Genomic DNA, 24817 nt, shown 5'->3' with positions numbered 1-24817 from the left:
ATGTCAAACCGAACCCTTTACCAGAAGCTGGTCGACTCGCATGTCGTGACGCGTGTCGACGAACAGAACGTGCTGCTCTACGTCGATCTGCATCTGATGAACGAGTACACGAGCCCGCAGGCCTTCAGCGCGCTGGCCGAGAAAGCGCGGCGCGTACGCCGGCCGAAGCAGCAGCTTGCGGTGGTCAGCCACATCATTCCGACGCATGCTGAATCGCCCCGCGTGATCCGCGATGCCGCGTCGTCGCTGCTGGCGAACAACCTGGCGCGCAACTGCGCGGAGGCCGGCATCGCGTTGCACGCGGCGAACGATCCGCTGCAAGGTATCGAACATATCGTCGCGCCCGAGCGCGGGCTGGTCAGGCCGGGCATGGTCGTGCTGTGCGGCGACAGCCACACCACCACGTATGGCGCGCTCGGCGCGTTGGGTTTCGGCATCGGCACGTCGGAGGTCGAGCATGTGCTCGCCACCCAGACGCTGGTCTATCGCATCGCGCAGACCATGCGTATCACGATCGACGGCGTGTTGCCGTACGGCACTTCGTCGAAAGACCTGATTCTGTGGATCATCAGCCGCATCGGCGCACAGGGCGCGCGCGGCTATGCGGTGGAGTTCGCCGGCTCGACGACCGCGTCACTGTCGGCGGAAGCGCGCATGACGTTGTGCAACATGACAGTCGAAGCAGGCGCGCGTGCCGCGCTGATCGCACCCGACGCCACCACGTTCGACTATGTGCGGACCCATGCGACCTCGCTCGACGAGGCCGCATGGCGTGCCGCATTGGACGACTGGCGCGAACTGAAAACGGATCCCGGCGCGCACTTCGATATCGAACATCGATTCGACGCGCACGAGGTGGCGCCGTTCGTCACATGGGGCACGAGTCCCGACCAGTCCATTGCCGTCGACGAACGGATTCCCACCGCGTCCGCGCAGGCAACACCGGAAGCCGCCGCCGCGTTGCGCCGCGCGCTCGACTATCTCGGTCTCGATGCGGATCAGCCGATCGCGGGCACGCCGATCGATCGCGTGTTCATCGGTTCATGCACCAATGGACGCATCGAAGACCTGCGCGTCGTCGCATCGATCGCAGCAGGGCGGCACGTCGCGCAGGGCGTGCGAGCGATGGTCGTGCCCGGTTCGGGCAGCGTGCGCCGCCAGGCGGAAGCCGAAGGCATCGCGGCCACCTTGCGCCAGGCCGGTTTCGAGTGGCGCGAGCCGGGCTGCTCGATGTGTCTTGCGATGAACGACGATTTTCTGGCGCCCGGCGAACGCTGTGCGTCCACCACCAACCGCAACTTCGAAGGTCGCCAGGGCCGTGGCGGCCGCACTCACCTGATGAGTCCGGCAATGGCCGCGGCGGCCGCCCTGACCGGGCGCATCACCGACGTTCGCACACTGGAGACGCAGCCATGATGACCCGACTCGCTGAAATCCATGGGAGCGCCGTGCCGTTGCCGATCGAAAACCTCGATACCGACCAGATCATGCCGAAGCAGTTTCTGCGTATCATCGACAAGGCCGGGCTCAAGGACGGCCTGCTCTACGATCTACGTTTCGACGCGCAAGGCGAGCCGCGTGCCGATTGCGTGCTGAACCGGCCTCAGTATCGCCACGCGCGGATTCTGATCGGTGGCTCGAACTTCGGCTGCGGATCGAGCCGCGAGCACGCAGTGTGGGGGCTTCAGCAAGCCGGTTTCGAAGCGGTCATCGCGCCCAGCTTCGCGGAGATTTTCTATTCGAACGCGATGAACAACCGCTTGCTGCTCGTTCAACTGGAACGCGACGCGATCGACCTCCTGCTTCATGACGCGGCCACGCAACCCGCAGCGGCATTACATATCGATATCGCACGACAAACGGTGACGTCCGCCGCGGGGCGCGTGTTCGCGTTCCCGCTCGGCGCCCGTCATAAACGGATGGTGATGGAAGGCATGGACACCATCGATCTCACGCTCGCTTCATTGCATGACATCGAGGCATTCGAGCGGGATCACTTCGCACGGCATAGCTGGGCCGCCGTGTTGTAACGCCATGGCGGCATCTTCGCCGCCGATCAATCGAACCGCGCGTGACGGATTCCCCGCCAGAAGGGAAGGGACGCGCTTTGCCCGCAATAACGGAGGAGACATGAAACGCAAGCCGTTCTACAAGGTGCTGTATGTGCAGGTGATCGTGGCGATCGTCATCGGCGTGGCGTTCGGGCACTTTCTGCCCACGGACGCCGTGGCGATGAAGCCGCTCGGCGACGCCTTCATCAAACTCGTGCGGATGATCATCGGCCCGGTGATTTTCTGCACGGTCGTGACCGGGATTGCCAGCATGCACGACATGCGCAAGGTCGGGCGCGTCGGCGGCAAAGCCCTGCTGTATTTCGAAGTGGTGTCGACATTCGCGCTGGCGATCGGATTGCTCGCCGCGCATGTGCTGAAACCGGGCGTCGGCTTCAATGTCGATCCCGCCACGCTCGATGCCGGCGCGATCGCGGGTTACGCCGCACAAGCCGCGCATGGTGATGGGCTCGCGGGCTTTTTCATGCACATCATTCCCGAGACGTTTGCCGGCGCTTTCACGCAGGGCGACATCCTGCCCGTGCTGCTGATCGCGATGCTGTTCGGCACCGCGCTCGCGGTGATGGGCGAACCCGCCAAACCGCTGATCGGCCTGATCGAATTGCTGTCGAAAACGTTCTTTCGTATCGTGCGCATGATTACCAGCCTCCCTCCAATCGGGGCGTTCGGCGCGATCGCGTTCACGATCGGCAAGTACGGCATCGTCTCTTTGCTGCCGATGCTGAAACTGATCGGCACGTTCTATCTGACCGCGTTTCTGTTCGTCTCGTGTGGTCTCGGCCTGATTGCCCGCGCATGCGGGTTCAGCTTGTGGCGCTTTGTCGTGTACATCAAGGACGAGTTGCTGATCGTGCTCGGCACGTCCACGTCCGAAGCGGCGTTGCCGCAACTGATGAACAAGCTCGAACGGCTCGGCTGCTCGCGCGGGATTGTCGGACTCGTGGTGCCGACCGGCTACTCGTTCAATCTCGACGGCACCAATATCTATATGACACTTGCGGTGCTGTTTCTCGCGCAGGCCACCAACACCCATTTGACGATCACTCAGGAAATCACGCTGCTGGCAGTGACGATGCTGACCTCCAAAGGGTCGACGGGCGTCACGGGGGCGGGTTTCATCACGCTGGCCGCGAGTCTTTCGGTGGTGCCGACCGTGCCGGTGACGGCCATGGTGTTGATACTCGGCATCGACCGCTTCATGTCCGAGTGCCGGGCGCTGACGAATACGATGGGTAACGGCGTGGCGTCGATCGTGATCGCGGCGTGGGAAAAGGAACTGGATCGCGACAGGCTCAGGGCGGCGTTGGCACGGCCGGCGGGCGCGGGCTCGGTGAGTGAGGCGAGTGCGACGGAAGGAGGTGCGATGGCCGCTGCCGTGCGGGAAGGGGACGCGCGCCGCTCAATATGATCATGCAGCTGCCGCCCGTGACAAACCATGAGTTCGATTCACGGCAGCCACGGCAACGCCTCACTTGAGCCGCGGCACCGTCACTTTAACGCCGCCGCCTCGAACCGCTTCACCGCACCGACAACATCGCTGCGCAGTTGCCGCAACGCGGCCTGCTGCGCATCGGGCGGCACGAGTCCTTGCCATAGCAGATCGCTCAGCGAAGCGGCGGTGGCTTCGATATCGACGGCTTTCTGTTTGCGCACCGCGTCCCACAGCACGTGTTCCATCGGGCCATATACGGCCGAGCGCAGCAGGCCGAGCGGCATATCCCCGCGAATATCGCCGCTCGCCACGCCTTCGGCGAGCACGTTCATCATCGGCGCCGTATAGCGGCGCTGCAGTTCGACGATCACGTCACCGAACTTGTCGTCCTTCTCGCGGCCTTCGGAAAGAATGAGCGCGCACAAACCGGTGCCGTCGACGGTGAGCCGGTAGAGGTGCGTGTGCACGAGGTACGCGAACTTGTGGCGCGTGCCTGCGATCAGCGGCAATTCGCTTTCGACCTGGCTGATGATCTCGTCGTACCAATTGCCGAGCACGCGCACGCAGAGATCGCGCTTGCTGGCGAAGTACGTGAAGATCGTCGCCTCGGACACGCCGACACGCCCGGCGATCTCCGTCATGGTGGCCGACGCATAGCCGACTTCGGAAAAGACGAGCCGGGCCGCGTCCAGAATCGCCTTGAGTCGCTGTTCGGAGCGCGCCTGCACGGGCACGCGGCGGGAAAGGGCCGAGGTGGTCATCGAGAGAGATAGGCGGTGCTGTGATTTGGTGAGTTGAGTCTAGCTCAAGGAATGCGGCCGTGCAAAGACTAACATGATGCAAATAAAATTAACCATCTAACACAGCACAGGATAAAGACCTGAGCTAAACTCAACAAACATCGAAAGCGCCGCACATGAGGAGACAGCCGAATGCCCGCAGCTTCGTCGAGTACATTGCCGCCAGCGAGCGGCTACCGTTCAGTTTTCCGCGAAGGCCTTTTCGCCGGCAAAGTGATTATCGTCACCGGTGCGGGCAGTGGCTTAGGCCGATGCACGGCGCACGAACTCGCGTCGTTAGGGGCGACCCTGGCGCTGGTCGGCCGCAGCGAAGGCAAGCTGAAAACGGTGCAAACCGAACTGGCCGAAGATCACCGTCACACCACCGGCCACAAGATTTATTCCTGCGACATTCGCAACGAGCAACAGGTACGTGAAACGATCGCTTCGATCGTGGCAGACCTGCACCGCATAGACGGCCTCTTCAACTGCGCGGGCGGCCAATTCCCAGCAAAGCTTGAAAAGATTTCGTTGAACGGCTGGGACGCGGTCGTGCGCAACAATCTGCACGGCACGTTTCTGATGTCCCGCGAGTGCTATACGCAATGGATGGAACATCACGGCGGCACGATCGTGAACATGCTGGCGGACATCTGGGGCGGCATGCCCGGCATGGGGCACTCGGGCGCGGCCCGCGCGGGTGTATGGAATTTCACCGAAACCGCCGCATGCGAATGGGGTCACGCGGGGGTAAGAGTCAACGCCGTCGCACCGGGCTGGATAGCGTCGGCGGGCATGGACAGCTACAACGAAGACTACCAGGCGCTGCTGCGCACGCTCAAGCACAAGGTCCCGCTGCAGCGCTTCGGCACCGAATCCGAACTCGCCAGCGCGGCGGTGTTTCTGTTGTCGGAGGCCTCGGCGTTCATCAACGGCACGGTGATCCGCGTCGACGGCGGCGTACCGAACGCTCGCCATTCATGGCCGCTTCCGCAAGCGGAGCGTACGATCGAATATAACGGCTTCCCGCGCTATCAACCGCCGGCCGGCTTGCAGGAGCTAACACCATGAACCTCGACGGCCAGACCTACGAATCGTTGACGGCAAACTTCGCCTGGCAGATCCCGGCGCGCTACAACATCGGCGTCGACGTGTGCGATAAATGGGCCGACGGCTCCGGGCGTCTCGCGCTGATCTACGAAGATCCCGAGGGCAACGCCACCCGCTATACGTTCGACCAGTTGAAGGTGCTGTCCGACCGCTTCGCCAATGCGTTGCTCGCAGCGGGCGCGCAGCGCGGCGACCGCATCGGCATCTTCCTGTCGCAGTCTGTCGAAACGGCGATCGCGCATCTCGCCGCCTACAAGGCCGGCATGGTAGCCGTGCCGCTGTTCGCGCTATTCGGCGTCGACGCAATCGAACACCGGCTCGGCGATAGCGGCGCGGTAGCGTTGATTACCGATCACGGAGGCATGTGCAAGGTCGGCGAAATCCGCGCGGCGTTGCCGGCGCTACGCGCTGTTTTCAGCGTGGATATCGCTGAGGACAATGGCGATCCGCAATCGCCCGTGCGTTCGTTCTGGCACGCGCTGAACCACGCGAGCGCGGACTTCACGCCCGCCGTCACCGGCGCCGACGATCCCGCCGTCATCATCTATACCTCCGGCACGACCGGCAAACCGAAAGGCGCGTTGCACGGGCATCGCGTGTTGCTCGGTCATCTGCCTGGCGTGGAGATGTCGCAGCAGGGTTTTCCCGCGCACGCCACGCTGATGTGGACGCCCGCCGACTGGGCGTGGATCGGCGGCCTGTTCGACGTGCTGCTGCCGTCGTGGCATCACGGCGTGCCGGTATTGGCGCGCCGCTTTGCGAAATTCGACGGTCAGGCCGCTTTCGATCTGATGGCGCGTCATGCGGTCTCGCATACGTTTTTTCCGCCCACCGCGCTGAAGATGATGCGCGGCGTCGAACGTCCCGAGCGCTGGAATCTCGCGTTGCGTTCGGTGGCGAGCGGCGGCGAATCGCTCGGCGAGGAATTGATCGGCTGGGGCCGCAAGGCGCTGGGCGTCACCATCAACGAGTTCTATGGGCAGACGGAATGCAACGTCGTGGTGTCGTCGTGCGCGGCGCTGTTCGAGCCGTGCTTCGGCGCGATCGGCCGCGCGGTGCCGGGGCATCATGTTGCGATCGTCGATCTGGATGGCAACGAACTGCCGCCCGGTGCGATCGGCGATATCGCCGTAGCCGCGCCCGATCCGGTCATGTTTCTCGGCTACTGGGGCAACGAGGCGGCGACGCGCGAGAAATTCCGCGGCAAGTTTCTGGTGACCGGAGACCTGGGTACGCGCGACGCGGACGGCTTTATCCGTTTTGTCGGCCGTGGCGACGACGTGATCACGAGCGCGGGTTACCGGATCGGGCCGGCTTCGATCGAAGATTCGCTGCTGCGTCATCCGGCTGTTTCGATGGCGGCCGTGATCGGTGCGCCGGATCGCGAGCGCACGGAGATCGTCATGGCGTTCGTGGTGCTGAACCCCGGCTTTGTCGGCGACGCGGCGCTCGTGCGTGAGATCCAGCAGCACGTCAAAACGCGTCTCGCCGCGCACGAATATCCGCGCGAGATTCGCTTTGTCGACAGCCTGCCGCTGACGGCGACCGGCAAGGTGATCCGCAAGGCGCTGCGCGAAGGACTCGGACAAGACGCGGAGAATCCCGCGTCAAAACCCGAGCCGCGATGAGCACGCGCCCGCGTCAACCGGCGACGCGCGGCGGCAGGGCGCCGAGAGATTCGGGCGCGCAACCCGGCGCGGCGCCACTGGACGAGACCGACCGGAGGCTCCTCGCGCTGCTCGCCGAAGACGCGACGCGTACTTATGCGGAACTCGGCAAATTGCTGTCTCTGTCGGCGCCCGCCGTCCACGAGCGCGCGAGGCGCTTGAAGAAAGAAGGCGTGATCAAGGCCACTGTCGCCGCACTCGATGCCGCCAAACTGAATCGTCCGTTACTCGCGTTCGTGCATGTCGATACGACGAGTTGGGCGGTGACGCGGCAACTACTGGCGTTGGAAGAACTGCCGGAAGTCGAGGAGATTCACACTGTGACGGGCGAGAGCGCCATGCTGCTCAAAGTCCGCACACGTAACACGCAATCGCTCGAACAGCTGCTTGCGCGCATTCACGCGATCGAAGGTTTTACCGGCACGCGCAGCTATATCGCGCTGACTACGTATCTGGAGCGCGGCCCGAGTCCGGCACTCTGAAGCACGATAAGCGATCGCTGCGTCTCAGGCGTGCAGCGAGAGACCTTTCACCGCTTTGTCGACCGCCTTCTTCGGTCCGCGCACCGCAAGCCCGACGAGATCAGGCGCATCAGCGGGTTCGGCGCGGAACACTTCCCGGTTCGCCTGATCGTGACCGGTCGAGAACATCGCGCGTACATACACGGCACGCGTCAATTCACGTTCGATACCCTGACGAAGCGCGCGCTGCAAACCTGCGTTGTCCGCCTGGTACACCATCATCGGCTGGCCGAGCAGCCGCGCATGCCGACGGCCGGCCGCGTCCTCGTAAGGCTCGCCCATTGCCTCAGGCGCGGCGCCCGCGATTCCTGTTGCGAGAAACGCGGTCACATTGAGTTTTTGCCACACAGCGAGATCGTCCAGCACGATGATCGCGACTTTCGTATCGAATTCCATAACGCACGACGCTCCACAGCCGGGCGATGCAGGGTTGCTACAGCGCCCGTCGGTCAAGAAGGTATTCACACTCGAATCTTATGGAAACTCGAGCGCGTGTGCACGAGCGCAGAGCAAAAACGAATGGACTTCACCAGCCGCGCTTTTTCACGCGGTCCATGTCGGGTTTTGCCCTAATGCCATTCGGCAAACAGCGTTCGAAGTGCGCCGCGTGCTGCATTGCAACCTGAAGGGACGTCATGCTCATCGCCGTTTGCGCCGCCATTTGCGCCGCTATTACGTGCCGCAGGCGCATGCCGTCGACGCGCCCGCAACATAGGGCAAGTCCCTGGCGCGATTTAGCCGTGCATTACCACTCGCGTTGGCGGCCTCCTAAACTTGATTCAAACAGGAGGGGACACCGATGGCCAAACTCATTCACACGATGATCCGTGTGCACGATCTGCCGCGCTCGCTGCAGTTCTATCAAAGAGCTTTCAATCTGGACATATCGCACCGGCTCGACTTTCCGGACTTCACGCTCGTCTACTTGCGTAACGAGGAGGCCGACGCCGAAATAGAACTCACCTGGAATAAAGGCCGGGAGGAACCGTATTCGCACGGTGACGGCTACGGCCACGTTGCGTTCTGCGTGGACGACGCAAAGAGCGAACGGCAGCGTCTGCTCGACCTCGGCATGGCGCCCAACGATCTGCGCGAGTTTCACAACGACAACGGCGAGTTGCTGGCGCGCTACTTTTTCATTCAGGACCCTGACGGCTACAAGATCGAAGTGCTGGAACGCTTCGGCCACTATCAATAGTCAAAGCAATCCAGGCGGTCACCGCGTGGAGTTGCAGTACCCCACAGCAACCAGATTAGATGGGACCGAGTAAGTGCTTTGCACTTGCTCCGGTCGACAAAGGAGACAGACATGAAGACAACGATCATCCCGATCGTCGCGTCCGGTCACGCACATCATGCGCATCATCACGGGCACGAGCATACTCACGAGCACCCCGGTGAGCATGGCGCGGCGAAGGCCGCCACCGCCGCCACCGCCGCATTGCGGATTCCGCTTACACGGCGCGAGCTATTGAAAGGCACCGGCGTGCTGATGGGCACGCTGGCGGCTTCTTCGGTGTTGTCGGCCTTCGCGCCGAGCCGCGCCTGGGCCCTCGAAATGCAAGGACTGGACACGCACCAGGGCGAAGTGATTCTGGCCTTCACGCGGCAGCTCTATCCGCACCCCACGCTCGACAACGCGGTCTACGCGCTGGTCGTCAAGGACCTCGACGCCAAAGCGAAAGCCGATCCGGCAGTGCGCCAGCAACTCGCCGATGGTGTCAAACAGCTCGACGCGCAAGCGGGTTCGGACTGGCTCAAACGCACGCCGGCGGACCAGGCGCAAGACGTCGCGGCGCTCGCGGGCACACCGTTCTTCAACACGATACGCGGCACCGCGGTGGTCTCGCTGTACGCCAACACCATGGCGTATGCGCACTTCGGCTACGGCGCTTCGGAAGGTGATGGCGGCTACCTGTACAAGGGCTTCAACAGTCTCTCGTGGCTGCCCAATCCGCCGGCCGCCGCCAGCGGCCCGATTCCGACGGATAGCTAACCGCTGCGACAGTCACCATCGTGCATGGGACCGGAGTCACGCGCCAAGGGGCTCGAGTAAGCGCTAAAGCGCCGACTCTGGCCGGCAGCCCAACTCGGGTCAATAGAGGAGACAGGACATGGATCAGGACAACAACAAGGTGCGTTTTTCGCACAACGACGACAAGGTCGTCGTGATTATCGGCTCGGGTGCCGGCGGCGGCACGCTTGCGAACGAACTGGCGCAGAAGGGTATCAACGTCGTCGTGCTGGAGGCGGGCAAGCTGCACACGCAAGGCGATTTCACAATCGACGAGTGGGGCTCGTTCCAGATGCTGTCCTGGCTCGATAAACGCACCACGTCGGGCACCTGGCGCATCGCCAAAGACTTTCCGAATCTCCCCGCCTGGATCTGCAAGACGGTGGGCGGCACGACCACGCACTGGGCCGGCGCGAGTCTGCGGATCAGGCCGCACGAGTTCAAGGCGAAGACGACGTACGGCGCTATCAAGGATGCCAATCTGCTCGACTGGCCGCTCACGCGCGAGGAACTCGATCCGTACTACGACCGCGCGCAGCAGAAGATGGGCATTACGCGCACCAACGGTCTGCCGGGCCTGCCAGGCAACAACAACTTCAAGGTGATGTCGGCCGGCGCGATGAAGGTCGGTTACAAGGACTGCAATACCGGGCACATGGCGATCAATAGCGTGGTGCGTGACGACCGCGCGCATTGCTTCCAGCGCGGCTTCTGTTTTCAGGGGTGTCGCACTGGTGCGAAGTGGTCGACGCTCTACACCGAATTGCCGCGCGCCCAGGCCACCGGCCATATGGAATTGCGCACACAGGCCCACGTGGTGCGCATTGAAACCGACGCGCGCGGTAAGGCGAAGGAGGTGCTCTACTACGACGGCAACGGCAAGCTGCAGCGGCAAAAGGCGCGCATCGTCGCGGTGGCCGGCAACTCGATCGAAACGCCGCGCCTGCTGCTGAACTCGCATTCGAGCAGGTTCCCGCAGGGCCTCGCGAACGGTTCGGGGCAGGTGGGCCGCAACTACATGCGTCACACCACGGGCTCGGTGTACGCGGTGTTCAACGACAAGGTGGAAATGTTCAAGGGCACCACGATGGCCGGCATCATCGAGGACGAGGCGGCGTTCAATCCGCAGCGTGGCTTCGCAGGTGGCTATCACATGGAGACCGTGTCGCTCGGCCTGCCGTTTTATGCGGCCTTTCTCAATCCTGGCGCGTGGGGTCCGACCTTCACCCAGGCAATGGATCAATACGCGTACACGGCGGGTATGTGGATCGTCGGCGAGGATATGCCGCGCGAGAGCAATCGCGTGACCTTGAATACCGACGTGAAGGACCAGTACGGCCAGCCGGTCGCCAACGTGCATTTCGACGATCATCCGAACGACGAAGCGATGCGCGAGCACGCGTACAGGCAGGGCACCGCGGTGTACGAAGCGGCGGGTGCGAAGACGGTGTATCGCGTGCCGCCGTATCCGTCCACGCATAACCTCGGCACGGCCCGCATGAGCGCGCGCGCCGAAGACGGCGTGTGCAACCGGTTTGGGCAGACGCATGAAGTATCGAACCTGTTCATTTCGGACGGTAGCCAGTTCACCACCGGCGCGGCGGAAAATCCGACCATGACGATCGTGACGCTGGCGATCCGCCAGGCCGATCACATTGCGGCGCAGATGAACAAACGCGCGGTATAAAGCGGTCCGACGGGGCAGGGCGGCGTTCGGGTTCGAGGCAATTGTCGAGCGGTGAATGCCGGCGTATGTTGACGAACGCGGGCGGCGTGCCGTGGCTGCATGAAGGGCGCCACGGCACGCCTGCCCGAAATCAGGGAGTAACGCCATGTGTAGGGTGTACATCAACGCCGATCCGATCCTGTACGAGTCGCGCACGCGCTCGCTGCGCATTCACGGCGTGATCACCACGGTCCGGCTGGAAAATCTGTTCTGGGACGTGCTGCACGAAATCGCCGCGCGCGAGAACATGACGACCAGTCAGTTCGCCGTGCAGCTGTACGACGAACTGATCGCGCTGCGGGGCGAGCTGCCGACTAACTTCGCGTCGTTCCTGCGCGTGTGCTGTTTGCGCTATCTGTCCATGCGCACGGAGAAGGACGTCGATGAACCCGGCGCGGTTCCCGGGCCGGCGGCTTCGGCTTCGGCTGTGGCGAGCGAAGCGAAGCCGCGAATTCTGAAGACAGTTTGACGAGTAAGGCGGCGCGAAGCCGCAGCGGATAGACAGGAAGCGCGCACCGGACCGCGTGCTAGGATGTTTCGCACATTCCGCACAACGTTGGAGACATGGATGCGTCCGGAGAATGCCGCCCGTTTCGATGAACAGTTCGCGCCTCGCATCGCCGAGGCCATTGCCGCCTGTTTCGCCACCACCGTGCATACCGAAGTGCTGCCATACGGCGGCCACGGGCATCCCACTCGCGTGCGGATTCATGCCACACCGATCGAGGACATGGGACTGTACCCCCATCCGTTGAATCTGTATCTGACCTGGGACAGCGACGAAATCGAGAGGCTGATGGGGGCCGAAGGGCCGTCGCGTTTTGCTGGTTATCTGGCCGCGCTGCCGCGCAAGCTCGCGGCCTGGAATCATGCGCGCGAGCTGGACTTTCTCTCGCATACGCAGGCCGAGCCGGTCGCCCTGATCGGCGGACTCGACTTCGAGTCGTAAGCGGCGCGTGGCGCGCCGCTTCATCCACTCTACTCACCCTGCAACTGGAGCAACAGGCGCCGCGCGACGAGCACGGCGCCGCTCCGTCAGGCCGCGGCGCCCAGCCTGAAGAAACTCACGCTTTGCACGAGTCCGGATGCTTTGCTTTGCACCGCGTCGGCCGCGGCCGACGCCTGCTCGACCAAAGCCGCGTTGCTTTGCGTCACCTGGTCCATCTGGGTGACGGCGTCGTTGACTTCCGCGATGCCGGTTGCCTGATCGACACTCGCGGTCGCGATCGACTCGACGATACGCGTCACGCTGCCGGCGCTTTCCACCACGCCGTCCATCGTGGTGCTCGCGTGGTTGATCAGTTGCGTGCCGGCTTCGATCGTGGCGACCGACTCGCGAATCAGCGTCCTGATCTCGCGTGCGGCGTCGGCGGAACGTTGCGCGAGGCTGCGCACTTCGCTCGCGACCACCGCGAAGCCGCGCCCTTGCGTGCCGGCGCGCGCCGCTTCGACCGCTGCATTGAGCGCGAGGATATTGGTTTGCGCCGCAATGGCTTCCACCACTGCGATGATATCGACGATACGCTTGGACGCCGCATCGATCTGGCCCATCGTGCGCACCGCGTCGCTCATGACAATGCCACCTTCACGCGCGGCATGCGCGGCGTTTTGCGCAAGCGTGGTGGCTTCGCGTGCGTTGGCGGCGTTGCGCTGAACCGAGTTGGTGAAATGCTGCATCGACGCGGCGGTTTCTTCAAGCGAGGCCGCCTGCTGCTCGGTACGCGCGGACAGGTCGAGGTTGCCTGTGGCGATTTCCTGCGTGGCCGTGGAAATCGTATGCGCGCCTTCACGGATCTCGCTGACGATATGCCGCAAGCGCTGGTTCATGTCGTTGAGGGCAGTGAGCAATTGGCCTGTTTCGTCGCGGCTCACTACGGGCACGTCGGCGCGCAGATCGCCTGCCGCCACCGCCTGCGCGACGCCCACCGCCTGTCTGACCGGCACCGTGATGCTGCGGCTCAGGAACCAGATCGCGAAAGCGCCGACGCCGAGCGAACCGATAACGACCGACAGCAACAGCACTGTCGCGATCGTGTAGGCCTGCTCCGCCGCTTCGCTCGTGCGCACGCTGGAGTCATGCGCCTGTTGCATCACGGTGGCGACGATATCGTCGATAGCGGCGGTCGGCGCGCGGTCGATGCCTTTCACGAGAGCGTCGACCACGTGCGCCGTGTTCGGATCGGCGGCGTCGTAGTGTTTCAGCGCGTCGAGATAACTGTCCTGCAGCGATGCATGCGTGGCGAGCGCCTTGTCGACACCGTCCATGTTCGCGCCCAATGCGCTCAACTGATCCTTCAGGCGCAGCAGGGCAGCGTGCGTCGTTCCGCTTTCCCTGTTGAAGGCATCACGGTATTTGGCGAAGGCGGCCGGATCCGTGCCGCGCAACAACAGGTCCTTCCACTCCTGCACCTGCTTCTTGAATTCGACCTGCGCGACGCGCGCCGTATCGGCGGCTTGCGCATACTGGCTGAGCGATTGCGCGGACTGAATTTGCAGCGCATGCGTTCTGGACAACGCATGCCAGCCTTCCAGACCCACGACCATCGTCGCGGCCAACAATACCGCGCCGAGCAACGCCAATTTAACGGCGATCTTCAGATTTCTATAGAACGTCACTGCAAGATTCCAACTTTAGCTTTTAGTCGAGTTTGAATTGCGTCACTGCACTGGCGAGGCTCACGGCCTGGCTCTGCAGTGCGGCCGCCGCCGCCGTGGATTCTTCGACCAGTGCGGCATTCTGTTGCACCATTTCGTCGAGCTGGCTGACCGCGCGGTTCACTTCCTGAATACCGCGCGTCTGCTCGTTGGCCGCCTGCGTGATTTCGGAAATGATGGTCGTCACGTTGGCGACGTTGCTGACGATCTCGGTCATCGTCTCGCCGGCCTGGCGCACCTGGCCCGAACCCGACGAGACGCTCGCCACGGTTGCTTCGATCAGCGCCTTGATTTCCTTCGCGGCCTGCGCGCTGCGTTGCGCGAGGCTGCGCACTTCACCGGCCACCACCGCGAAGCCGCGGCCCTGTTCGCCTGCACGCGCGGCCTCCACCGCGGCATTCAGCGCGAGGATGTTGGTCTGGAACGCAATGCCGTCGATCACGCCGATGATGTCGGAGATTTTCACCGACGCATGCTGGATCTCGCCCATCGTCGCAATCACTTCGGAGATCACCACGCCGCCGCGCGAGGCGACCTGCGAGGCGGAAACGGCAGTACTGTCGGCCTGTTTCGCGGAGCTGGCCGATTGCGTGACCGTCGAGGTGATTTCTTCCATCGATGCTGCGGTTTGCTGCAAGCTCGCGGCAGCGGATTCCGTGCGGCCCGACAGATCGACGTTGCCCGCGGCGATTTCATTGGCGGCCACGCGCACCGATTCGCTGGCGTCGCGAATCTGGCGCATCACGTGGCTGAGTTTGTCGATGAAGGTGTTGAACGAGCGCGCGATCTGCGCGACTTCGTCGTTGCCGACGGCCGGCAGGCGCTGCGTCAGATCGCCTTCGCCGGAGCCGATGGCGTCCATGGCATCGCGCACTTTCGACAGACGCTGGAACGACACCGCGGTCACCGCCGCCACGATGGCGGCGGCGATGCCGGCGATCACGATCAGCGCGATGATCGAAGCGGTCAGCAGCGAACGCATGCCGGCGGTCGCTTCGGCTTTGTCGAGTGCGACGACCACGTACCAGTCAGTGCCGGGAATCGCTTGCGCGCGCATCAGCTTCGTGCTGCCATTCACGTCCATGTCGAGCGGACGGTCGGCGCTGAAGAGGGCGGCGAGCTTATCGCCGGTCAAACCGGGCGCGACATCGGAGACCGGCTTCAAGGTCAGCTTTGGATCGGGATGCGCGACGATATGGCCGCTCGCGTCGATCAGCATGCCGAAGCTCGCCGGCGTGGGATGAATCGCCTTGACGTTGGCGATCACGCTGTCCATCGCGACGTCGCCGGACACCACGCCTTTTACCGCGCCGTCGCGCACGACCGGCGCCGCGAATGCCACCACCAGTTTGCCCGTGCCCACGTCCACGTAGGGCGGCGTCACGACCGGCTTGCCAGCGGCTGCGGCCTGCTTGTACCAGGGGCGGCCGGTCGGATCGTAGTCCGCCGGAATGCCGGTCGGGTCGGAGAACTTCGAGGTCTTGTCCGCATAGCCGACATACACGTTCGAGAATTTACCGGCCGCGGCGATCTGTTTTAACGCTGCTGACGGATCGGGTTGCAGTACCACGTCCTGCAGCGAGTTGATCATCTGGGTGTTGGCGGCAACCCAGTCGCTGATGCCGGCCGCGTGACCGCTTTCCACCGAGGTCAGGCTGCTGTCGATGGCATCGGCGTTATACGAGTTGGCGACGACGTAGTTGAGAACCGCGTTGGCAGCGAGCGCAACCACAACGATAGCAACGCATAGGGCGACGATGCGCGCGCGAATGGAGGTGAACATGTCGGGAGTCTTTGGGGGTGAGCGGTAAACCGGAGTCGGCGAGGCGGGGGCCTCACCTGCGGTATACGGCCTGAGCAGGCCCGACTTGAGCAGCGAATTCTTTCAATTACCCCAAACGCAGCGAGATCTGCATGCGGCGGAGTGTCGCACGCAGAAATAAATGGCTTCGCGCGCGTCGTTGTATTCGTATGACAATAACGCGCGATCGGATGGATCGTTTTACATCACCGGCGAATGCAGATGATGCGGATGGTCGAGAGTCTCCGCCACGATGTGCAGCGCTTGTGCGCATTCGTCACGCGTTTTCGATCCGCCGAGGCACACGCGCATGGCATTGGGCGGATTGCCGTCGGTGGAGAACGCGGCGCCCGCCACGGCGGCAATGCCCTGATTGCGCAACTGCAAGGCAAGTTCGGATGCGCTCCAGCCGCTTTCCACCGGCACCGGCAGCCACAAATGAAAACCATCCTGATGCGCTTCGTAAGGCCATGCTTCGAGCATGCGCGCGGCAATGGCCTGGCGTGCGCGCGATTCGTTGCGGATCGCACTGAGCATCTCCGCCGCGGTTCCGTCCGCGATCCATTGCGTCGCGAGCATGACCGTGTACGGGCTCGCCATCACCGTGGTCGCGCGTAACGCGCCGGCTAGCCGCTGCGTTTGGCGCGGCGTCGGCGCATGCAGATGCGCGACGCGCAAGCCGGCGCCGAAGCTCTTGGACAGGCCCGTCACGTAATACGTCAGTTCGGGCGCGAAACTCGCGAGCGCGTCGGGCGCGCTCTGCGGCAGCATGGCATACGCATCGTCTTCGATGATCGGCACGCTGTAGCGCAACGCTACGTCGGCGAGCGCCTCGCGCCGTTTGTGCGTGAGCGTGAGCGTGCTCGGATTCTGCAGTGTCGGATTGCAATAGAACGCGCTCGGCTTGTCGGTTTTGCAGAGCGCTTCGAACGCGTGAGCGAGCGGTCCTTCGTCGTCGCGCGGCAGCGCTTGCAGACGCACACCGAGTTGCGCGGCGATCGCCTTGATGCCGGGGTAGGCGAGCGCATCGAGGCAGATGGTGCCGCCGGGCCGCGCGAGCTGCGAGACGAGCGCCACCAGCGCGCTATGAATGCCGGGGCACACCAGCACGTTTTGCGCGTCGCAATGCGGCACCCGGCGCCTCAGCCATTCGGCGCCCGCATCCTTGTCCGCCGCCGAGCCGCCGAAGTCCTGGTAACGCAGCAACTGATAAGGATCGCTGTCGGCCATCTGGCGTGCGGCGGAGTCGCGCAGACGCATGGCGTAATCGGGCGGCTCGGGTGGCGTGTTCATCGACATTTCGATGCTGCTGCCGCCCGCGAGCGGCAAGGTGGCGGTGCGGCCGCGCACGAACGTGCCGCTGCCGGCGCGCGAATCGAGCAGGCCGCGCTTGCGCGCTTCGGCATAGGCGCGCGCCACCGTCGTGTAGTTCAGCGCGAGCTCTTCGGCGAGATCGCGCAGTCCCGGCAAGCGGTCGCGCGGACGCAGCCTTCCAGTGGCGAGATCTTCTTCGATCAGATCGGGAATCGCGAGGTAGGCCGGCTTGCGAATGTCGGCAAGACGTTTGATCCAGTGATGTGTCGGGCTGCTCATTGCCTTCGAGTCTCTATTCACGTTGGAAAAGATGATCGCATTCGCATGCAATCAATGATTGGATTGATCGACTGTGGTGAATGACTGCACCATGCCGACACGTTGGACTGCGCGAATCGCACTTGGCTGGTGCGGTAAAGCCGCACCAACAGCGTTTGCACGGGATGCCGGAACTGTATGCAACCTTCGCGCCCAAAAAATTTTCGAGTCGCACTTCGAATCGAGGCGGAATTGATCGCGGATTGATCGCATTCACGGGGTCGATCAATGGCACGGCCGTTGCATTGGAGGAGGCGCGCACAACCTGAACGCGCGCCATCTTTTACTTAGCAAACCTGATCGGAGAGTGCCATGCCAGCCGTCAACAAACCGCTGCATCAGAAAGGCGATTACCTTGTCGACTATGAGGAGAAAGTCTTCGAAGACGTGAAAGCCGAACCCGGCGAAAAGGCGCTCGTCACGTTCCATACGGTCGCGTTCGAAGGCTCGATCGGCTTCGTCAATCTATTGCAGGCCACGCGCCTGCAACGCAAGGGCTTCGAGACATCGGTGCTGCTGTACGGACCGGGCGTGACGCTCGGTCTGCAACGCGGCTTTCCGACACTGGGCGACGAAGCGTTCCCCGGCCATCTGAACTTCAACAAGCAACTGATGAAGTTCATGGAAGAAGGCGGCAAGGTCTACGCGTGCCGCTTCGCGCTGCAGGCGCTATATGGACACGGCGAGGCCTCGCTGATCGAAGGCATTCGTCCAATCAGCCCGCTCGATGTGCTCGACATCCAGTTGCTTCATCGCAAGGACAACGCACTGATCATCCATACGTGGACGGTCTGACGAGAGGCGAGTGACCACTATGTCCGATAAAACGACCGGCAAACGCATCGTGCGCGCCGCGGCGGTCCAGATCGCACCGGACTTCGAGCGCAGCGGCGGAACGCTCGACAAGGTCTGCGAGGCAGTCGAACAGGCGGCGCGCGAAGGCGTGCAACTGATCGTATTTCCCGAAACCTTCGTGCCGTATTACCCGTACTTCTCTTTCGTACGGCCGCCCGTCGCTTCCGGCGCCGATCACATGAAACTCTACGAAGAGGCCGTGGTGGTGCCGGGCCCGGTGACACAGGCGGTGGCCGAGCAGGCGCGTTTGCATCGGATGGTAGTGGTGCTCGGCGTCAACGAACGCGATCACGGTAGCCTCTACAACACGCAGTTGATTTTCGACGTGGATGGTCAGATCGTGCTCAAGCGCCGCAAGATCACGCCCACATTTCATGAGCGGATGATCTGGGGGCAAGGCGACGCGGCCGGTCTGACGGTGGCGCGCACCGGGGTGGCGCGCGTGGGCGCGCTCGCCTGCTGGGAGCATTACAACCCGCTCGCGCGTTATGCGTTGATGACGCAGCATGAAGAGATTCATTGCAGCCAGTTTCCCGGCTCGCTGGTGGGACCGATCTTCGCCGATCAGATCGAGGTGACGATCCGGCATCACGCGCTGGAATCGGGTTGCTTCGTCGTCAATGCGACGGGATGGCTCAGCGAAGCGCAGATTGCGTCCGTCACCCCGGATACGAATCTGCAGAAGGCGCTGCGCGGCGGCTGCAACACCGCGATCATCTCGCCGGAAGGGCAGCATCTCGCCGAGCCGTTACGCGAGGGCGAAGGCATGGTGATCGCCGATCTCGACATGGCCTTGATCACCAAGCGCAAACGCATGATGGATTCGGTCGGCCATTACGCGCGCCCCGAATTGCTGAGTCTTGCGATCAACCGGCGGCCCGCGGAAACCGTGGCGCCGATGCCGGCGTGGCCGTCCGTCCCGAGCGCCGATTTCAATTCAACCGAAGGAGGGTGCGATGAGCGCCAGCGAATCACTGTCGGCGCAGAGCCGGCAATTGATGACTGAATTGCAGTCGGCCGGCTTGCGGCTCGTGTCGCCGGATGCGGGCGCGGCCAGCCGCCGCGGCGGCGCGGGTCCGTCCGACCACAAGGCGGTAACGGTGGATGGCGTGACGATCATGGTGCCCGTGCATACGAGCACCGCGTGGCACTCGCCGTTCGTCGCGCAGACGCCGGATGCGAGTGGGTCGAGCGCGCTGCTGCGCGGCACGATTCCGATCGCCAATATCAGCTTCCCGAAGTCGCCGCGTTTCTACGGCATGCAGACACTCGACGGCGTGCCTTATTCGCATATCGCCACGTTGCATAGCGCCGACGTGCTCGCGACCACCGTGTTGCAAACCTGTATTCGCTACGAGAGCCGGCGCAAGAGCTGCAAGTTCTGCGCAATCGGGCAATCGCTCGCAGCGGGTCGCACCATTACGCGCAAGACGCCTGAGCAACTGGCGGAAGTGGCGCGCGCGGCCGTGTTGCTCGACGGCGTGAAGCATATGGTGCTGACCACCGGCACACCGCCCACGCCGGATCGCGGCGCGCAGATTCTGTGTGAGAGCGCGTTCGCGATCAAGGCCGCGGTCGATCTGCCGATCCAGGCCCAATGCGAGCCGCCCGACGACGACCGCTGGTTCGCGCGCATGAAAGCGAGCGGCATCGACACACTCGGCATGCACCTCGAAGTCGTAACGCCCGCGCTGCGCGAACGCATCATGCCCGGCAAGGCGAGCGTGCCGCTGTCTCGCTACATGGAGGCGTTCGAGGCCGCTGTGGCCGTATTCGGACGCGGACAGGTCAGCACATATATTCTCGCGGGCCTGGGCGATAGCGCCGAATCAATTCTCGCGATGTCGCGCGAACTGATCGAGATCGGCGTCTATCCGTTCGTCGTGCCGTTCGTGCCGATTAGCGGCACGCCGCTCGAAGATCATCCGGCCCCTACGCCAGAATTCATGAAGTCGGTTTTGCAGCCGCTTGGCGGCATGCTCAATGCCGCGGCCATGCGTTCGAGCGATATCAAGGCGGGTTGCGGCAAATGCGGCGCGTGTTCGTCGCTGTCATCGTACGAGGAGTGATCATGTTCGGCGAAGCGATTGCAGGCGAGGCGCTGGATGGCGAGATTGTTTTTGCGCCGTATGCGCCGAGCGAATTTCGTATCAAGTGGACCACGTTGAATTGGGAAGCCGAAGAGGCGTTCAGATTGCGGCGCGCGGTCTTCTGCATCGAGCAGGGCATTTTTGTCGGCGATGATCGCGACGATATCGACCAGCACGCGCAGCAACTGGTGGCGCTCAGTTGTCTCGCCGGCATGCCGGAACAGGTGGTCGGCACCGTGCGTATTCATCGCGACCACGACAATGTGTGGTTTGGCTCGCGGCTCGCCGTGCATGCGGCCTTTCGCCGGCACGGAAAGATCGGCGCGACGCTGATTCGTCTCGCGGTGAGCAGCGCGCACGCGCTCGGCTGCGAAACGTTTCTCGCGCATGTGCAGAGTCAGAATGTGCCGCTGTTTCGCGCGATGTACTGGGACGTGCTGGCGGAGGAGACGTTGCTGGGCAGACCGCATCATCTGATGCAGGCGCAACTGGACCGGTATCCGCCGTGCGCGGAGCCTTATGGGGGCTTTGTCACGCAGACGCGGGCGCATTCGTTGCCGCCCTCACGCGGCCGTGAGCCTGAGCGGAGCGCCGCATGACTGTCGCCGACCTTGTCGCGAGTCTGCGCGAGAGCCGCGGATTCCGGCACAAGACCGATATCGTGGGTGTCGTCGACTCGCTGGCGAAGCGCTTGCCGCGCGGCACCCGCGATCTCGCGCAGGCTGTGGCGCTCGGCGACGACTGCGCCGCGCTCGCCGACGGTGACGGCTATCTGCTCTTCGCTATCGAAGGCATGGTCAGCGATTTCGTGAGCGCCATGCCGTGGTTCGCCGGCTATAGCAGCGTGATGGTCAACGTAAGCGATATCTATGCGATGGGCGGGCGGCCATTGGCGGTGGTGGATGCGCTGTGGAGTCAAGGCATCGGCGCGGCGGAGCAGGTGTTGGCGGGCATGGCGGCGGCTTCGCTCGCATATGGCGTGCCGATTGTCGGCGGCCACACGAATACGCGCAGCGATGCAGCGCAACTGGCGGTGTCGATTGTCGGCCGCGCAAAGGCGTTGCTGTCGAGTTTCAACGCGAAACCCGGTGACAGCCTGATGATGGCTGTCGATCTGCGCGGCCGCTTCGAAGAGCCGTATCCGTTCTGGAATGCTTCGGTGGATGCGCCGCCCGAGCGTCTAAGGGGCGATCTCGAACTGCTGCCGCAACTGGCGGAGAGCGGCCTGTGCGACGCCGCGAAGGATATCAGCATGGCGGGCACGCTAGGCACGGCGCTGATGTTGCTCGAGTGTTCGGAGGTCGGCGCGCGGGTCGATCTCGCGCGCATCCCCACACCCGAGGGTGTGCCGCTGGAACGCTGGGTGACCGCGTTTCCGAGTTTTGGATATCTGCTGTCCGTGCGGCCCAAACATGTGGAGACCGTACAAGCAAAGTTCAGCGCCCGATCGCTTGCGTGCTCAGTGATCGGTTCCGTCGATGCAACGAGCCAGGTGGTCCTGCATCGGCAGGATGATGCCGCTACGCTATGGGACTTCCGGCGTGAGCCGTTCATCGTCGGAAAGGGGGTGGCGAAATGAGCGCGCTGCGTATCGCGTTGCTCACGCATTCGGTCAATCCGCGCGGTGGCGTGGTGCACACGCTCGAACTGGCGAGCGCATTGACGGCGCTTGGGCACGAGGTAACGGTGTTCGTGCCGGCCGCGCCCGGCGAGAGCCTGTTTCGTTTGCCGCCTTGCCGAGTGGTGTATGCGCCTATCGTTCTGGCTCAGGTCAATACGGTTGCGATGGTCGAGGCCCGAATCGATGCATTCCGGCGCGCGTTGATCGAGCACGACGCAGCTGCGTTCGACGTACTGCACGCGCAGGACAGCATCAGCGGCAACGCGCTGGCCGATTTGAAAACGCAGGGTCTTATTCACGGCTTCATGCGCACGGTGCATCACCTGGATCATTTCGAAGATCCGCGACTGACGGCCTGGCAGCGCCGTGCGTTTCAGGATGCCGACCACGTGTTGTGTGTGAGCGATACATGGGCGCGAGAGATGCAGTCGGTATACGGCATCAGCGCAAGCACTGTGCCGAACGGTGTAGACGTGGCGCGTTTTTTTCCGCGACGCGATCAACACGACGCGCAGCTGCGGCAGCGTTTCGGACTGCAAGGCGGCCCGATCGTGCTTGCGGTGGGCGGTATCGAAGCGCGCAAGAACACACTGGCGCTGCTCGAAGCGTTTGCCTCCGTGCGCAGCGGTTTGCCGCAAGCACAACTCGTCATTGCAGGCGGCGCGAGCCTTCTCGACCACGACGCCTACAGCCGACGCTTGCTGCAACGGGCGAGTGAGTTGGGCCTGTCGATCGGACCTTATGAAAGCGTCGTGCTGACCGGCCCACTCGAAGACGCCGTCATGCCCGCTCTGTTTCGAAGCGCCGATGTTCTGTCGATGGTGTCGCTGCGCGAAGGTTTCGGTCTTGTCGTGCTGGAAGCGCTGGCGAGCGGCACACCGGTGGTGGTGTCCTCGATTGCGCCATTCACCGAGTATCTCGACGACGCCACCTGCTGCTGGGCCGATCCTGACGACGTGGAATCGATCGCCGCGGCCCTTGTGCGTGCGTTGGGTGAAAACGGTATCGATTTCGGCCATGCCGTGCCCGCGTTGCTCGCGCGCTTTAGCTGGGCGGCGAGCGCACGGCGCCATGTGGATGCCTACCGCCGTTTCCTCGCGAAGCGCGCTTTGCTTACCCATTGATTCGAGGATAAACGATGCCTGTCATGCACTTTCGCATTCAATGGCCCGATGGCGACGAAGCGAACTGTTATTCGCCTTCGCTCGTGATCGGCGATTTTTTTACGCCGGGCGAGGCCTATGCGCTCGAGGATTTCGTCGAACGTTCCCGGCAGGCGTTGGGCATCGCGTCCGAGCGCGTGCGCGAGAAATACGGCTTTGCCTGCTCGGCGGCAATGGACCAGCTTGCACAGATCGAGCGCGACGCGGCGCGCTTTCGCGATCGGCCGGACGCGACCGTCAAGGTCATCGAATTCAGCTAGGCGCTTATTCTTTCAGAGGACGCATCATGTCGAATCCAACCCATCACGCGCGCGCCGAAGGCCACTACGGCGTGCTTGTCATCGGCGGCGGGCAGGCGGGGCTGTCGGTCAGCTACTACCTGAAGCAGGCCGGCATCGACCATCTGGTCGTGGAAAAGAATGCGCTCACGCATACGTGGCGTGAACAGCGTTGGGACGCGTTTTGCCTCGTCACGCCGAACTGGCAATGCGCATTGCCCGGCTATCCGTATCGTGGCGATGACCCGCACGGCTTCATGAAGAAAGACGAAATCATTGCCTACCTCGATGGCTTCATCGCGCATGTCGACGCGCCGGTGCTGGAGCGCACTGAAGTCAAACGCGTCAAGCAGCGCGACGACGGCGTCTACGCCATCACGACGACGCACGGCGACTTCACCGCGGACCAGGTGGTGGTGGCCTCTGGCGGCTATCACACGCCGATCGTGCCGCGCCTCGCGGAGCGCTTGCCTGCGGGGATCATGCAACTGCAGTCGTCGGCGTATCGCAACCCGCAGGCTTTGCCTGAGGGCGCGGTGATGGTGGTCGGCACGGGGCAATCCGGCGCGCAGATCGCGGAGGATCTGCATCTGGCCGGCCGCAAGGTGGTGCTCGCGGTCGGCGAGGCGCCGCGTTGCGCGCGCTTTTATCGGGGGCGTGACGTGGTCGATTGGCTCGCCGACATGCAGTACTACGATATGCCGGTCGAAAAACATCCGTTACGTGAAGGGGTGCGCGACAACACCAATCACTATGTGACGGGCCGCGATGGTGGCCGCGATATCGACCTGCGCAAGTTCGCCGCTGAAGGCATGGAATTGTATGGGCGGCTCGACGATCTGCGCGATGGGCAGCTCCACTTTTCGCCTACGCTGGCCGCCAATCTCGATGCCGCCGACGATACGTATAACCGGATCAACGCGAGCATTGACGGCTTCATCGCGAAGCACGGCATTGATGCGCCGGCGGGTGGCGCGTACGAACCGGTCTGGCGTCCCGCGCAGGAGCGCGCTACGCTCGATCTGGAGGGCAGCGGTATTGCGGCGATCATCTGGTGCATCGGTTTTACGCCGGACTTCAGTTGGCTGGATGCCCCCGTGTTCAACGGTCGCGGGTATCCGGCGCACACGCGTGGCGTAACGCCGATCGACGGTCTGTATTTCGTCGGCCTGCCGTGGCTGCATACATGGGGTTCCGGGCGTTTCTCCGGCGTCGCGCGCGATGCGGAGTTCATCGTGCATGCGATTCGCGAGAAGGCACGCGAGCGCGCGTCGTTGTCGGCCGCCGTTGCCGCATGACGTGATGTTGCCCATGCGCTCGGGAGGCAGCATGGAAAACGGCCACTGCGGTTTCTATCGCAGCGGCCGTTGTATTTCACCGAGACGTTCGGCTCCGGCTCAG

24 protein-coding genes are annotated in these 24817 nt (G+C 63.3%); 19 read left to right on the top strand and 5 right to left on the bottom strand.

The features are described from left to right. The 3 genes from leuC (at nt 1) to P0D68_RS30275 (ending at nt 3480) form a co-directional block, all read left to right on the top strand. The gene (gene leuC / locus P0D68_RS30285) at nt 1–1416 is read left to right on the top strand and encodes a 3-isopropylmalate dehydratase large subunit (RefSeq protein ID WP_408300518.1); all 1416 of its coding nucleotides are present in this window, start codon (nt 1–3) and stop codon (nt 1414–1416) included. After that, the gene (gene leuD / locus P0D68_RS30280) at nt 1416–2030 is read left to right on the top strand and encodes a 3-isopropylmalate dehydratase small subunit (protein ID WP_091800238.1); all 615 of its coding nucleotides are present in this window, start codon (nt 1416–1418) and stop codon (nt 2028–2030) included. The genes leuC and leuD overlap by 1 nt, the downstream gene beginning before the upstream one ends. Nucleotides 2031–2130: 100 nt before the next feature. Continuing rightward, a complete protein-coding gene (locus P0D68_RS30275) occupies nt 2131–3480 on the top strand; it encodes a dicarboxylate/amino acid:cation symporter (protein WP_408300520.1) in 1350 nt (449 codons plus the stop codon). Nucleotides 3481–3560: 80 nt separating this feature from the next. On the opposite strand, the gene P0D68_RS30270 is transcribed toward P0D68_RS30275, so the two are convergent. Beyond that, nucleotides 3561–4265 carry a TetR/AcrR family transcriptional regulator gene (locus tag P0D68_RS30270; protein WP_408300522.1) on the bottom strand — a complete coding sequence of 235 codons (705 nt, stop codon included), beginning with the start codon at nt 4263–4265 and terminating at the stop codon, nt 3561–3563. Nucleotides 4266–4436: 171 nt separating this feature from the next. Here P0D68_RS30270 and P0D68_RS30265 point away from each other — a divergent pair, with 171 nt between their 5' ends. From P0D68_RS30265 to P0D68_RS30255, 3 genes are read left to right on the top strand one after another with little or no spacing between them, the layout of a single operon-like run. Beyond that, nucleotides 4437–5354, top strand: a complete 918-nt coding sequence (locus tag P0D68_RS30265; protein WP_091792734.1) for an SDR family oxidoreductase — start codon at nt 4437–4439, stop codon at nt 5352–5354. Further along, a complete protein-coding gene (locus P0D68_RS30260; RefSeq protein WP_408300525.1) occupies nt 5351–7021 on the top strand; it encodes an acyl-CoA synthetase in 1671 nt (556 codons plus the stop codon). The genes P0D68_RS30265 and P0D68_RS30260 overlap by 4 nt, the downstream gene beginning before the upstream one ends. After that, on the top strand, nt 7018–7542 hold the full coding sequence (locus P0D68_RS30255) for an Lrp/AsnC family transcriptional regulator (RefSeq protein WP_408468789.1): 525 nt from the start codon (nt 7018–7020) through the stop codon (nt 7540–7542). The genes P0D68_RS30260 and P0D68_RS30255 overlap by 4 nt, the downstream gene beginning before the upstream one ends. 24 nt (nt 7543–7566) lie before the next feature. Here P0D68_RS30255 and P0D68_RS30250 read toward each other — a convergent pair whose 3' ends face one another. Then, nucleotides 7567–7977: a DUF2000 domain-containing protein gene (locus P0D68_RS30250; RefSeq protein WP_091792737.1), complete on the bottom strand. Its 411-nt coding sequence runs from the start codon at nt 7975–7977 to the stop codon at nt 7567–7569. Nucleotides 7978–8380: 403 nt separating this feature from the next. Between P0D68_RS30250 and P0D68_RS30245 the strand changes: the two genes are divergently transcribed. From P0D68_RS30245 to P0D68_RS30225, 5 genes are all read left to right on the top strand, one after another. Then, complete coding sequence (locus P0D68_RS30245; RefSeq protein ID WP_408300529.1) at nt 8381–8779, top strand: VOC family protein; 399 nt, start codon at nt 8381–8383, stop codon at nt 8777–8779. A 111-nt stretch (nt 8780–8890) separates the two neighbouring features. Beyond that, nucleotides 8891–9577: a twin-arginine translocation signal domain-containing protein gene (locus tag P0D68_RS30240; RefSeq protein WP_408300531.1), complete on the top strand. Its 687-nt coding sequence runs from the start codon at nt 8891–8893 to the stop codon at nt 9575–9577. A gap of 118 nt (nt 9578–9695) precedes the next feature. Further along, a complete protein-coding gene (locus P0D68_RS30235; protein WP_408300532.1) occupies nt 9696–11282 on the top strand; it encodes a GMC family oxidoreductase in 1587 nt (528 codons plus the stop codon). Nucleotides 11283–11427: 145 nt separating this feature from the next. Next, a complete protein-coding gene (locus P0D68_RS30230) occupies nt 11428–11790 on the top strand; it encodes a ribbon-helix-helix domain-containing protein (protein WP_408300534.1) in 363 nt (120 codons plus the stop codon). 99 nt (nt 11791–11889) lie between these two features. Further along, nucleotides 11890–12270 carry a DUF5594 family protein gene (locus tag P0D68_RS30225; RefSeq protein ID WP_091792742.1) on the top strand — a complete coding sequence of 127 codons (381 nt, stop codon included), beginning with the start codon at nt 11890–11892 and terminating at the stop codon, nt 12268–12270. 86 nt (nt 12271–12356) lie between these two features. Here P0D68_RS30225 and P0D68_RS30220 read toward each other — a convergent pair whose 3' ends face one another. The 3 genes from P0D68_RS30220 to P0D68_RS30210 all read right to left on the bottom strand — a co-directional run bounded on the left by P0D68_RS30220 (nt 12357) and on the right by P0D68_RS30210 (nt 17370). Next, a complete protein-coding gene (locus P0D68_RS30220) occupies nt 12357–13937 on the bottom strand; it encodes a methyl-accepting chemotaxis protein (protein ID WP_408300536.1) in 1581 nt (526 codons plus the stop codon). Nucleotides 13938–13959: 22 nt separating this feature from the next. Next, nucleotides 13960–15759, bottom strand: coding sequence for a methyl-accepting chemotaxis protein (locus P0D68_RS30215; protein ID WP_408300538.1), 1800 nt, complete (start codon nt 15757–15759; stop codon nt 13960–13962). A 219-nt stretch (nt 15760–15978) separates the two neighbouring features. After that, nucleotides 15979–17370 carry an aminotransferase-like domain-containing protein gene (locus tag P0D68_RS30210; protein ID WP_408300540.1) on the bottom strand — a complete coding sequence of 464 codons (1392 nt, stop codon included), beginning with the start codon at nt 17368–17370 and terminating at the stop codon, nt 15979–15981. Nucleotides 17371–17721: 351 nt separating this feature from the next. On the opposite strand from P0D68_RS30210, the gene P0D68_RS30205 reads away from it, so the two are divergent. Genes P0D68_RS30205 through P0D68_RS30170 form a run of 8 tightly spaced genes read left to right on the top strand, consistent with a single transcriptional unit; the run spans nt 17722 to nt 24714 of the window. Further along, on the top strand, nt 17722–18204 hold the full coding sequence (locus P0D68_RS30205) for an MSMEG_0572/Sll0783 family nitrogen starvation response protein (protein ID WP_054040483.1): 483 nt from the start codon (nt 17722–17724) through the stop codon (nt 18202–18204). 19 nt (nt 18205–18223) lie between these two features. Beyond that, nucleotides 18224–19270, top strand: coding sequence for a Nit6803 family nitrilase (locus P0D68_RS30200; RefSeq protein ID WP_408300542.1), 1047 nt, complete (start codon nt 18224–18226; stop codon nt 19268–19270). After that, complete coding sequence (locus P0D68_RS30195; protein WP_408300686.1) at nt 19263–20333, top strand: MSMEG_0568 family radical SAM protein; 1071 nt, start codon at nt 19263–19265, stop codon at nt 20331–20333. The genes P0D68_RS30200 and P0D68_RS30195 overlap by 8 nt, the downstream gene beginning before the upstream one ends. A 2-nt stretch (nt 20334–20335) precedes the next feature. Next, entirely contained in the window at nt 20336–20953 is a 618-nt protein-coding gene (locus tag P0D68_RS30190; RefSeq protein WP_091792747.1) for an MSMEG_0567/Sll0786 family nitrogen starvation N-acetyltransferase, read from the top strand. Further along, entirely contained in the window at nt 20950–21933 is a 984-nt protein-coding gene (locus tag P0D68_RS30185; RefSeq protein WP_408300545.1) for a sll0787 family AIR synthase-like protein, read from the top strand. Before P0D68_RS30190 ends, P0D68_RS30185 begins: the two co-directional genes overlap by 4 nt. Then, on the top strand, nt 21930–23099 hold the full coding sequence (locus P0D68_RS30180; protein WP_408300547.1) for an MSMEG_0565 family glycosyltransferase: 1170 nt from the start codon (nt 21930–21932) through the stop codon (nt 23097–23099). Before P0D68_RS30185 ends, P0D68_RS30180 begins: the two co-directional genes overlap by 4 nt. Before the next feature lie 14 nt (nt 23100–23113). Beyond that, nucleotides 23114–23398, top strand: a complete 285-nt coding sequence (locus P0D68_RS30175; protein WP_091792750.1) for an MSMEG_0570 family nitrogen starvation response protein — start codon at nt 23114–23116, stop codon at nt 23396–23398. A 26-nt stretch (nt 23399–23424) separates the two neighbouring features. Continuing rightward, nucleotides 23425–24714, top strand: a complete 1290-nt coding sequence (locus tag P0D68_RS30170; protein WP_408300549.1) for an MSMEG_0569 family flavin-dependent oxidoreductase — start codon at nt 23425–23427, stop codon at nt 24712–24714. Nucleotides 24715–24817 lie beyond the last annotated feature (103 nt).

This window comes from Paraburkholderia sp. RL17-380-BIE-A (assembly GCF_046028085.1).
Classification (GTDB): domain Bacteria; phylum Pseudomonadota; class Gammaproteobacteria; order Burkholderiales; family Burkholderiaceae; genus Paraburkholderia.
The sequence above is the reverse complement of the archived record's forward strand: the minus strand, read 5'-3'. Positions and strand labels throughout refer to the sequence as shown.